This window comes from Streptomyces sp. NPDC030183 (genome assembly GCF_055573455.1).
Genome location: NZ_JBVIBK010000016.1, coordinates 116152 through 127467, shown reverse-complemented (window position 1 = coordinate 127467; position 11316 = coordinate 116152). Strand labels below are relative to the sequence as shown.

General features: G+C 73.3%; 10 protein-coding genes. 7 read left to right on the top strand and 3 right to left on the bottom strand.

Translation table 11 applies throughout. The annotated features are described in order from the left end of the window. The first annotated feature begins 102 nt into the window (after nt 1–102). A complete protein-coding gene (locus tag ACZ4Z2_RS20645; RefSeq protein ID WP_468077995.1) occupies nt 103–384 on the top strand; it encodes a hypothetical protein in 282 nt (93 codons plus the stop codon). Between the two features lie 76 nt (nt 385–460). On the opposite strand, the gene ACZ4Z2_RS20640 is transcribed toward ACZ4Z2_RS20645, so the two are convergent. After that, nucleotides 461–2581 (bottom strand): SpoIIE family protein phosphatase, encoded by a 2121-nt coding sequence (locus ACZ4Z2_RS20640; protein WP_468077993.1) that lies wholly within the window; start codon nt 2579–2581, stop codon nt 461–463. 115 nt (nt 2582–2696) lie between these two features. After that, a complete protein-coding gene (locus ACZ4Z2_RS20635) occupies nt 2697–4235 on the bottom strand; it encodes an IucA/IucC family protein (RefSeq protein ID WP_468077991.1) in 1539 nt (512 codons plus the stop codon). A gap of 189 nt (nt 4236–4424) precedes the next feature. On the opposite strand from ACZ4Z2_RS20635, the gene ACZ4Z2_RS20630 reads away from it, so the two are divergent. The 3 genes from ACZ4Z2_RS20630 (at nt 4425) to ACZ4Z2_RS20620 (ending at nt 8116) form a co-directional block, all read left to right on the top strand. After that, a complete protein-coding gene (locus ACZ4Z2_RS20630) occupies nt 4425–5912 on the top strand; it encodes an IucA/IucC family protein (protein ID WP_468077989.1) in 1488 nt (495 codons plus the stop codon). 126 nt (nt 5913–6038) lie between these two features. Continuing rightward, nucleotides 6039–7307, top strand: coding sequence for a VWA domain-containing protein (locus tag ACZ4Z2_RS20625; protein ID WP_468077987.1), 1269 nt, complete (start codon nt 6039–6041; stop codon nt 7305–7307). Continuing rightward, the gene (locus ACZ4Z2_RS20620; RefSeq protein WP_468077985.1) at nt 7307–8116 is read left to right on the top strand and encodes a hypothetical protein; all 810 of its coding nucleotides are present in this window, start codon (nt 7307–7309) and stop codon (nt 8114–8116) included. Before ACZ4Z2_RS20625 ends, ACZ4Z2_RS20620 begins: the two co-directional genes overlap by 1 nt. Nucleotides 8117–8181: 65 nt before the next feature. On the opposite strand, the gene ACZ4Z2_RS20615 is transcribed toward ACZ4Z2_RS20620, so the two are convergent. After that, the gene (locus tag ACZ4Z2_RS20615) at nt 8182–8814 is read right to left on the bottom strand and encodes a winged helix-turn-helix transcriptional regulator (RefSeq protein WP_468077983.1); all 633 of its coding nucleotides are present in this window, start codon (nt 8812–8814) and stop codon (nt 8182–8184) included. Between the two features lie 86 nt (nt 8815–8900). Here ACZ4Z2_RS20615 and ACZ4Z2_RS20610 point away from each other — a divergent pair, with 86 nt between their 5' ends. Genes ACZ4Z2_RS20610 through ACZ4Z2_RS20600 form a run of 3 tightly spaced genes read left to right on the top strand, consistent with a single transcriptional unit; the run spans nt 8901 to nt 11267 of the window. Next, complete coding sequence (locus ACZ4Z2_RS20610) at nt 8901–10109, top strand: pyridoxal phosphate-dependent aminotransferase (protein WP_468077981.1); 1209 nt, start codon at nt 8901–8903, stop codon at nt 10107–10109. 21 nt (nt 10110–10130) lie between these two features. Then, nucleotides 10131–10664 (top strand): HAD domain-containing protein, encoded by a 534-nt coding sequence (locus ACZ4Z2_RS20605; protein ID WP_468077980.1) that lies wholly within the window; start codon nt 10131–10133, stop codon nt 10662–10664. Nucleotides 10665–10667: 3 nt separating this feature from the next. Beyond that, nucleotides 10668–11267 (top strand): histidine phosphatase family protein, encoded by a 600-nt coding sequence (locus tag ACZ4Z2_RS20600; protein WP_468077978.1) that lies wholly within the window; start codon nt 10668–10670, stop codon nt 11265–11267. The last annotated feature ends 49 nt before the right edge of the window (nt 11268–11316 follow it).

The window sequence follows — 11316 nt, the reverse complement described above, 5'->3', positions numbered from 1 at the left end:
ACACCTCCCAAAACGGGCATTTCGGACGAATCGACGCATGGGTGTGCGGCCCGCTGGGCACTCGCCCGCCGAGCGGACATCACCCGAACCGAGGAGTCGATCATGGTCATCAAGAAGATGCACGAGATGGGCATCCGCAGCGAGCACGCCTACATGGCCGCCATGGCCTCCATCGGTCTGACCGTCGCCGCCTGGGTCGGGTCCCTCAAGATGGAGCCCGGCACCGGGCTGGCCCGGGCCGACCGCTGGGGCCTGTTCGTCGGTGAGTGGGCGCCCACCTTCTTCGGCCTCGGTCTGGCCCTGTCGCACTACGAGCAGCAGGACGGCACGCTGACCGCCACCGTCCACGAACTGCGGGACCAGCGCGCGCAGAAGGTCGGCTGACCGCGCGGGGCCGGCGGGGGCCTCCCGACGGGACCCGGGCGGCAACCGCTGTCGTGGTGTCGGCGCTGCCGTGGTGTCATCCGCCGGTTCCGTGGTGGAGCAGCAGCAGCGCGACGTCGTCGGTGCGCCGGCCGGCGGAACCGGCCTGGCGCACCAACTCGTCGATGAGCACGTCGAGGTCCCGGTCGTCGGCGCGCGCCAGGTGCCGTGCCAGGTCGGCGATGGAGTCGTCCAGGTCGACGCCGGGTGCCTCCACGAGACCGTCGGTGTAGAGGGCAAGCATCATCCCCGGGGTGAACGGGACCTCGGTCACGGGGTAGACGGCGTCCGGGTCGATGCCCAGCAGGGGTCCGGGCGGGACCGCGAGGGGCCCGGTGCCGCCGTCGGGCAGGCGCAGGAGGGGCGGCGGGTGTCCGGCACTGGCGAGGGTCAACCTGCCGCCGTCCAGGTCGAGATGCGCGTAGAGGCAGCTGGTGAACAGGTCGGGGCCGAGGTCGGTGAGGAGCCGGTTGGTCCGGGCGAGCACCTCGCCCGGGGGTGTGCCGAGTGTGGCGTGGGCGTAGACCCCGGTGCGGACCTGGCCCATGAGGGCGGCGGCGGCGACGTTGTGGCCCTGGACGTCGCCGATGACGGCCGCGACGGCGGTGTCGCCGAGCCGGATCAGGTCGTAGAAGTCCCCTCCGATCTCCATGCCCCGGGTGGCGGGCAGATAGCGGGCGGCGTTGCGCAGTCCGGGGACCGTGGGCAGGGTGCGCGGGAGCAGCGCCTGCTGGAGGCCGTGGGCGAGCGCGTGCTTGGTGTCGTAGAGACGGGCACGGTCGAGGGCCTGGGCGATGAGCCCGGCGAGCGATGTCATGACGGCCCGCTCCTCGGCCTGGAACTCATGGGGGCGGTCGTAGGACAGCACGCAGATGCCGACCACCCGGCCGGTGATGTTCAGCGGCAGGAAGGCCCATGCCTGCTTTCCGCTCACCACGGGCGCCTCGGGGTGGAGGCGGCTCATTTCCTCGGGTTCGCTGAAGAACGAGGGGACCCCGCTGCTCAGGGCACGCCCGGCCGGGGTGAACGCGGTGTCGAGGGGCAGGCCGTCGAGACGGGCGATGACGTCGGGGGGATAGCCCCGGTAGCCGGTGATGCGCAGCTTCCCCGCCTCTGCGGAGGACAGGACGAGCCCGTGGGCGCCGAAGGCCGGCATGATCTGGTCGGCGACGACGTCGACGACGTCCTGCACACTGACGACCTCGGTGAGGGCGGCGGCCAGATGGGTGAGCTGGTACAGCCGGCCCGCGCGGGACGAGGTGGCGGTGCTCGTCGGCCGGGGCCGCGCCGGTGCGGGCGGCGGTGCGGTGCCGCTGGGCACGATGCGGACGCTGATGCCGCTGGTGTCGGGGTAGAGGTGGATGTCGAGCCACTGCCCGGGCGGTCGGCACGCGGTGAAGGAGACGGGCTCCCGGCTGATCACCGCGGCGCGGTAGCGATCCTCGTGGAGGGGTTCGTCGAGCCAGCGCAGGGACTGCCACGGCAGAGTGCCCAGCAGCTGTCCGGGCTCCCGGCCGAACAGCTCCCCGGCGCCCCGGCTGACATAGGTGAAGCGTCCCTCCAGGTCCAGGGCGCAGCTGCCGCCGGGCAGCCGCTCCACGAAGTCCGCGAGGGCCATCTCCTCGCTCATCGACGGGCGGCCGGTCCCGGCGGGGACGACCCGGGGCAGGTCGGCGGGCACCGGCACGGCGTCGTGCTCCTCCGCCTCGTCCAGCAGCCGGGCCAGGCGCCGGCACCGGGACTCGATGTGGCCCCGCTCGCGAGCCGTCATGTACGGGGGGCGGCCGGTCGGCCACATCAGCAGCAGCGTCCCCCAGCGTCGGCCGCCGGTGACCGGGGCGGCCGCCAGGGCCAGCGGGTAGGGGAGCACCATCGCGGTGCGCGGGAAGGAGCGGGCCATCTCCTCCTGGCTGCCCACCCACACCAGGCGGCCCTCACGGGCGGCGACGGCCACGGGGGCCGGGGCGGCGAGCGGAACACGCGCCCAGGGGGCGGCGAACTCGGCCGGTGATCCGCACAGCAGATGCAGGCGCAGCACGTCCTCGTCCGGCGTGAGCAGATAGAGGGCGCCGATGGACGCGCCGATTCCCCGCACGGTCTCCGCGAACGCGACGTCCAGCGCGTCGGCGTCGGTGGCCGGATCACTCGTGCCGGTCACGAGGCACCTCCAGCGTCGCGGGGAGCCACGGCCCGACGGCCGTGGACGGCCGCCGGCTCCCCTCGGGTGCGGTACGGGCAGGCCGGACGTACCCGAGTTGCCCGCACGCGAGACGTTACGCCGCCCCGGAGGCGTCGGCATGCCGGAACGGGTTGGGCAGCGGGAGGTAGCGGGCGTCCGCGCCGTCGGCCTTCGTCCAGCGCAGCAGCAGGTTCGTCTTGCCCGGCAGCGTCGGCGAGCGAAGGAGGTCCTCGACGCCGGGCACCTCGCGGTGGCGTGCCAGTTCCCCGCGTACGGCCGCCCGGACGTCGACCTGAGGATGGTGTTCGGCGACGGCCGCCGCGACCTCCAGGACGTTGTTGACGAGCAGGCAGTACACCAGCCGCTCCCAGCCCGCGTCGCGGGTCACGTCCGGCAGGAGCTTCACGCCCTCGGCGTCGCGGTAGAGGGCCTGCACGGGGGTGCCGGAGGCGTCGCAGGCGACGAGGGTGTTCTGGAGGTGGGCCTCCAGGACGACGCCGTGGTGGTGGAACGCGCCGAGGGCCGGGGGCACGACCGCGCGCAGGTACGCCGCCCACCATGCCTCGGGGTCGGGGGTGCGGACCAGCGGGTTGTCCGGGAACGCCGTGGTGTCCTCGGTGAGGGCGGCGCCGAGGACGGCGGTGGTGCCGGGGGCCAGGTGCCCGGCCAGTCCGTCGCGGACCACCACCGCGAGTTCCTCGAACGCGAAGGCGGCGGTGCGGTGGCCGCGGTCGCTCAGCCAGGCGCCGTCCGGCAGCGCGGCGAAGGCCGCGACGGCCGCCGCGTCGGTGCGGCGCAGCTTGGCCAGGTCGTGGCGCCACAGGCGGCGCACGTCGTTGGTGATGCGCACGTCCAGACTGAACTTGAGGAAGAGGTCGGCGCCGGGGCCGCCCCGCAGCTCCCCGGGGACGTGCACCGTGCGGATCGCGGCCGTCGGCCACACCTCCCCCGCCGTGTGTCCCAGGCGTATCAGCCGGCCGTCGGCGAAGGCTTCGGCCAATTCCTCGCCCACCAGGTCCAGTTGCCAGGGGTGGGCGGGCAGCAGCCGGTAGCCGGGCGGGGCCGTGCCCAGGGTGTCGAGGGCGGTGGTGTCGCCCTCCTCGACGAGCGCGTCCTCGCGGATCCCGAGCAGCGTCAGCGGGAAACCGGCGTACGCCTCCGGCGCGTAGGGCAGCCAGGCGGCGACCGGGCCACCGCCGCGCGCCTTGGGGGCGGGGTGGTACGGGTGCCCGGTGATCAGCGACTGTTCGGAGCGCCGGTACGGATCCCCGGGCACCGTCGCGTGGGCGCGTGCCGTGAGGACGGCGGCCACGGCCGCCCGGCTGTCGAGCATCTCGGCGGGCAGGTCGGGGTTGGTCAGGCCGGTGCGCAGGCGCAGTTCGTCGGCGGTGATCGCCACCAGTTCGGCGTGGGTCAGCCGGCGCCAGGTGCCGTCCGTGAGCACCTCGGGGTGGGTGGGGCGCCGGGTGCCGCGGACCCGCAGGAGGCGGCCGCCGGCCGGGAGGCGGTGCACCCCGGGTCCGACGGGCTCCCCCACCTCCCTCAGAAGGCAGTTCAGCAGGGGGGCGGCGGCGTGGGCGTCGGCGGCGGTGCCGGCGTCGTCGCGGGGCGGGTTGGCGTCCACGGAGTCCATTCGTTCCACATACGGTGCATGTGTGATCAGTATGTCTGCCCGTCGTGGCCCGTCCCGACGCTGTGAGGGGTCGCGGTGGAGGCGGGCGGGCAGTGGTGGTACGCCGTTGTCGACGCGGTGCCCGTGTCCGCCCGTCGCCGTTGCCGCAGCCCGTCCCCGAACAGGAGCCCGCCCGTGGACCGTCATCCGATGTCCGATGCCGAGGCGGCGCTCGGCGCCGAGCTGGGCGCCGTACGCCCCGATCTGACGCTGCCCTACACGTCCGCGCTCCCCGGCGCCCGGGCGGCCGTGCTGGCGCGGCTGTGGCGGGGCCTCGTGCACGAACCGCTGCCCTGGGTGGTACGCCGGGAGGCGGCCGGGGGCGACGGTGTGACGCTGCTCCTGGCGGACGGCCGGCGGCTGCACGGCCCGCCGGTGGACGCGTACGCCACGGACGCGCCGGTCGAGCAGGTATGGCTGGACGGGCGGCCGTACGACCGTCCGGCGCGGCTGATGAGCGCCCTGGCGGTCCCGCACAGCGCCGGCTTCGCCGCCGAACTCGACCACAGCGCGGCCTCGTTGGCCCTGTCGCGGGCCGGGCAGCCGACGGAGGCGGGGGCTCCGGTGGCCGGCTGGGAGTGGGAGCAGTCGGTCGTGGACGGGCACCCGTTCCACCCCAACTGCCGCTCGCGCCCCGGACTCTCCGCCGCCGACCAGCTCGCCTACGGGCCCGAGCACCGGCAGGTCGTCCCGCTGGGGCTGGCCCCGGTGGACGAGGCGCTGGTCGTCGGGGAGTGGCCGGAGCGGTTCCGGGACGGCGGACGGGTGCTGGTGCCGGTCCATCCGTGGCAGGCGGCGCATGTGCTCAAGTCCTCGCCCGGCGAGGTGGTGGAGGCGCATCCGCTGATGTCGTTGCGCACCCTGGCCCTCGCGGACGGCGGAGCGCATGTGAAGACCGCGCTGAGTGCCCGGCTGACGTCCTCGGTGCGGGACATCTCGGTCTACTCGATCGAGACCTCGGCGATCGTGTCGGACTTCATGACCGAGGTCGCCTCCCGCACGGACGGTCTGCTGCACGTGACCCGTACGCTCGGCGCGGTCACCGCCGGCTCCCCGGATCTGGCGGCGGTGCTGCGGGAGTCGCCGGACAGGTACGCGGACACGGCCGCCGGTGAGCGGGTCGTCCCGGTGGGCGCGCTGGCGGCGACGGGTCTGCCCGGCTCGCCGTCGTGGCTGGCGGATTTCAGCCGACTCGCGCTGACGGTCTGCCTCCGGCTGCTCGACCTGGGGGTGGCCCTGGAGGCGCACGGCCAGAACCTCCTGGTGGTGCTCTCGCCGTCGGGTGCCCCCCTGCGGCTCGTCTACCGCGACCTCGCGGACATCAGGGTGAGCCCGGCCCGGCTGGCCCGGCACGGCGTCACGGCGCCCGCGATGACCGGTCGCGTCATCACCGACGACGAGACCACCCTGCGCCGCAAGCTGTTCGGCGCGCTGATCACGGGCACGCTCGGGGCGACAGCCGGTTCCACGCCCGTGCTGCGCGAGGCGCTCTCCGCCGCCGTGCGGGACGTGCCGCGGACCGCCGATCTGGCCACGTTGCTGGAGGGGCCCGTACCGACGAAGGCGTTGACGCTGATGCGTCTTTCGCCGGAGCGGCCGGGCGACATCTGGGCGGAGCTGCCGACTCCGCTGCGGTGAGGCACGGCCGGGGTGAACGTCCGCCGCGCGCCCTGCCCTTCGGGCGCGCGGCGGGTGCCGTTGTCCGGCCGGTGAACGGGCGGTCTCGTTTTGAAGCGCGGGCCTCCTGATCAATAGGATCCGCCGATGATCACAAGACAACGGCTGGCAGCAGGGGTGTTCGTCCTGCTCGCCGCCCTGACGGCCGGGATCGCCGTCCCGTCGACGGCCGTCGCCGACGAGACCACGGCCACCGCGCCCAAGGTCAACCTCCTGCTGGACGTCAGCGGTTCGATGCGGGCGAAGGACATCGACGGGCAGTCCCGGATGGCCGCGGCGAAGCAGGCGTTCAACGAGGTCCTGGACGCCACGCCCGAGGAGGTCCGGCTCGGCATCCGCACACTGGGCGCCAACTACCCCGGAGACGACCGCAAGACGGGCTGCAAGGACACCGCGCAGCTGTACCCGGTGGGCCCGCTGGACCGCACCGAGGCGAAGACGGCCGTCGCCACGCTCACCCCGACCGGCTGGACCCCGATCGGCCCCGCGCTGCTGAAGGCGGCCGACGACCTGGAGGGCGGCGAGGGCACCAAGCGGATCGTCCTGATCAGCGACGGCGAGGACACCTGCGCCCCCCTCGACCCGTGCGAGGTGGCCCGCGAGATCGCCGCCAAGGGCATCGGCCTGACGATCGACACGCTCGGCCTGGTGCCGAACGCCAAGCTGCGCGTCCAGCTCAGCTGTATCGCCGAGGCGACGGGCGGTACCTACACCTCGATCGAGCACCGCGACGAACTCACCGACCGCGTCAACCAGTTGGTGGACCGCGCGGCCGACCCGGTGGTCGTGCCGAAGGCCGTCGAGGGCACCGACGCGTGCGCCGGGGCGCCCGCGCTCACCTCGGGACTGTTCACGGACCGCGAGGAGTTCAACCAGCAGCGCTGGTACCGGGTGGACGTGAAGCCGGGCCAGGAGCTACGGGCCTCGGTGAGCGTCGCGGCGGACCGCGACGTCAACCCGAACTACGGGGTGCTGCTGCGCGCGGTCACCGTCAGGAACCGCGAGATCGTACGCGGCGAGGCGGCCGGCAACGGCCGTACGGACGTCATCTCGACGGGGCTGCGCTATGCGAAGGCGGAGGCCGAGGACGAGGAGGACGAGGACGTCGCCGAGACCGTGTGCCTCCAGGTGACCCACTCGTACGCGCCGGCCGGCGGGGTGAAGACCACGCCCGGTCTGCCGCTGGAGATCACCGTGGATGTCGTGGAGGGACCCGACCAGGCGAAGGACGTGGCCTCCTTCGGTCTCGGCCGCGGCTGGTGGCTGCTCGGTGTGCTGGTGCTCGTCGGGTTCCTGGCGGGTGTGCTGTGGGGCTGGCTGTCGCGCTGGCGGGTCGCGGTCTGGAGGACCAACTGATGCGGATCACACGTGTGTGGGGCGCCGCCCTGCTGATGCTGACCCTGGCCGTCTCCCCGGCGGCCGCGGACTCCACCCCCTCCGCGCGCCCGTCGGCCGACGGTGACGCGCCCACCGAGGCGGGCACCTCCTTCCGTACGGCGGCGGAGTTCGAGCAGGGGGAGACCGCGACGGCGAGCGCCTCGACCGGCGACTACCTGTACTGGTCGTTCCCGGCGGACGCCGCTCAACGCCCCACTGTCAAGGCGACGGTGAAGCTGCCGGAGGCGGCCGAGTCCTCCTCGACGTGGCAGCTCGACGTGTACGACGGGCTGCGGCGCCGCCAGGCGTGCCAGTACGGGGCGCAGACGCGCACGGCCGACGCGGGGGCCGCCTCCGTGGAGCTGTCCTGCACGCTGCGCACGGTCCGCGCCTGGTCGGAGCAGTGGTCCGACGACCCGCTGCCGGGCACCTACTACGTCCGGCTGACGACGACCCGGCTGGCCACGGGCGACCTCGGTTCGCCGGTGGGTGTCGAGGTCCGGGCCGAGTCCAAGGACATCGGCGGTGCGGCGGCGGTCGACGGCTCGCTGGCGCGGCCGCTCGTGCCGGGCATCGCGGTGACCACGGGGCAGGACGAGGAGGACTCCTCGACCGAGGCCGTCCTGTCCTCCCTCGAACCCGACGACGGCTGGGCCTCGGGCTGGTGGAGCGACCGCTGGGTCTGGACCGCGCTCGGCGCGGTGCTGGCAGCCCTCGCGGGCATCGGCGGCTACTGCCTCACCCGCGGCGCGGGCCGCCCGGCACGGGTACCGCCACCGGGCGCCTGACACCCCGTCGAAGGCCCGCCGACCCGGCCCGGGTCGGCGGGCCTTCGCCATAGCGGAACTCGGACTCATCCCTCGCGCAGCTCCTTCGCCAGGGCGCCCTCCCCCTTCACCTCGACCCGGCCCGCCCGTACGGCGTCCTCCAGGGTCAGTTCGCCCCTGCGCACCGCCTCCCAGGTCTCCTCGTCGAGGGTCAGCCGGGCGTCCGGCTCGACCGGGGCGGGGCCGTCGCCGTACACCGGGCCCTCGTCTGCGCCCGCCCAGAGGTGGAACGTCCCTTCCTCCAGCCGCACTTCGACGAGCCCGGCGGCGCGGCCGTCGAGGTCGCGGAGCAGCGGCAGGGCGGACCAGTGCGCCCGTACGGCGTCCGTCGGCCGGCGCTCGCCCAGCGCGGCCTCGCCCCACTCCCCCAGCGCCTGGAGCACCGGGAGCAGCTCCCGTCCGCGGCCGGTGAGTTCGTACACGTACGCGGCGCCCGGCGGCGGCAGCCGACGCCGGGTCGACAGACCGTCACGCTCCATGTCCTTCAGCCGTGAGGCGAGGACGTCCGTGCTGACGCCCGGCAGGTCCGCGTGCAGATCCGTGTAGCGGCGCGGCCCGGCGAGCAGTTCGCGCACGATCAGCAGGGTCCAGCGGTCACCGACGAGGTCGAGTGCCCGGGCGGCGGAGCAGTACTGGTCGTAGCTTCGGCGAGGTGACATGCGACGCAGTCTAGACAAGTCGTTGGACTTTCCAAGCGTCTACTTGGTAAAACCAAGCACCACACCGAACCGGAGGGCGAGAGCGCATGGAGTTCCGGCAGTCGAGCAAGCTCAGCGAGGTCTGTTACGAGATCCGCGGCCCCGTGATCGAGCACGCGAACGCGCTGGAGGAGGCGGGCCACAGCGTGCTGCGCCTGAACACCGGCAACCCCGCGCTCTTCGGTTTCGAGGCGCCCGAGGAGATCCTCCAGGACATGATCCGGATGCTCCCGCGGGCCCACGGCTACACGGACTCGCGCGGCGTCCTCTCCGCCCGCCGCGCGGTCGCCCAGCGCTACCAGACCCTCGGCCTGGAGGTCGACGTCGACGACGTCTTCCTCGGCAACGGCGTCTCCGAGCTGGTCTCGATGGCCGTGCAGGCACTGATCGAGGACGGCGACGAGATCCTCATCCCCGCGCCCGACTTCCCGCTCTGGACCGCCGTGACGACCCTCGCCGGCGGCAAGGCGGTCCACTACCTGTGCGACGAGCAGGCCGACTGGTACCCGGACCTCGACGACATGGCGTCGAAGATCACCGACCGCACCAGGGCCGTCGTCATCATCAACCCCAACAACCCCACCGGCGCGGTCTACCCCAAGGAGGTCGTCGAGGGCATCCTCGACCTCGCCCGCCGGCACGGCCTGATGGTCTTCGCCGACGAGATCTACGACCAGATCCTGTACGACGACGCCGTGCACCACTCGGCCGCCGCGCTCGCCCCCGACCTGGTCGTCCTGACCTTCTGCGGCCTGTCCAAGACGTACCGCGTGGCGGGCTTCCGCTCCGGCTGGCTGGTCGTCACCGGCCCCAAGCAGCACGCCCGCGACTACCTGGAGGGCCTGACGATGCTGGCCTCCATGCGGCTGTGCGCCAACGCCCCCGCCCAGTACGCCATCCAGGCCGCGCTCGGCGGGCGCCAGTCCATCCGGGACCTGACCACGCCGGGCGGACGTCTGCACGAGCAGCGGAACGTGGCCTGGGAGAAGCTCAACGAGATCCCCGGCGTGTCGTGCGTGAAGCCCAAGGGCGCGCTGTACGCCTTCCCTCGCCTCGACCCCAAGGTCCACAAGATCCACGACGACGAGAAGTTCGTCCTCGACCTGCTGCTGCGCGAGAAGATCCAGGTCGTCCAGGGCACGGGCTTCAACTGGCCCGCCCCCGACCACTTCCGCATCCTCACGCTGCCGCACGCGGACGACCTCGACGCGGCGATCAGCCGGATCGGACGGTTCCTGAGCGGCTACCGGCAGTAGCCGCATGGGTAGACCCTCCCCATGACTGACCGACCGCTGCTCCTGCTGGATGTCGACGGCCCCCTCAACCCCTTCGGCGCCCGCCTGTGGCGACCGCGCGGCTATGTCACCCACCGGGTACGCCCCACCGTCTGGTCCGCCCGCCAGAAACCCGGCTCCCGCAGGCTCCGCCGGGGCCTGCGGATCCGCCTCGACCCCACGCACGGGCAGCGCCTGCTCGCCCTGCCGTACGACCTGGCCTGGGCCACGACCTGGATGCACGACGCGAACGAGATGATCGGCCCCGCGATCGGCCTCCCCGCCGATCTGCCGGTCATCGAGTTCACCGACCTGTTCGCGCGCGACCCCGACGGCCTCTACTGGAAGACCCGACGGGTTCTGGAGTGGGCGTCCGGCCGGCCCTTCGTCTGGGTGGACGACATGATCACCGACCTCGACGTCCGCCACGTCGCCCGGCACCACGACACCCCGGCCCTGCTCCTGCGGATCGACCCCCGCCGGGGGCTGCGCGAGCCGGAGTTCGAGGAACTGGAGCGGTGGGCTCGTAGCCTGTGAGGCATGGGTGATCTTTTTCTTGTGCGGCACGGGGAGACCGAGTGGTCGCTGTCCGGGCAGCACACCAGCTGGACGGACCTCCCGCTGACCGACCGGGGGCGGGAACAGGCGCGCGGGCTCGCGCCGTTGCTGAACTCCCACCGGATCGGGGCGGTGTTCGTCAGTCCCATGAAGCGGGCCCGCCAGACCGCCGAGCTGGCCGGACTGGCCGGGGCGCGGGTGGACGCGGATCTGTCCGAGTGGGACTACGGGGCGTACGAGGGGGTGACGACCCAGGAGATCCACCGGACACGGCCCGACTGGTTCCTGTTCACCGACGGGGTGGCGCCCGGGCCGCCCGAGCACCCCGGAGAGGGCCCCGAGGACGTCGGGGCGCGTGCCGACCGGGTACTGGCGAAGGCCCACGCGGCGCTGGGGAACACGGAGGGCTGCGTGGTGCTGGTGGCGCACGGCCATTTCCTGCGCGTCCTCACCGCGCGCTACCTCGGGCTGCCCCCGTCAGCCGGGGCACTGTTCCAGCTCGCCACGGGCACGGTCTGCCGGCTCGGTACGGAACACGGCCGTCCGGTGCTCGCGGCGTGGAATGTCAGACCCTCCTCGTAGTCTGCCCTCACAGTCTTCGAGTGGGTCGACGCCGTCCCCGTCCGACAGC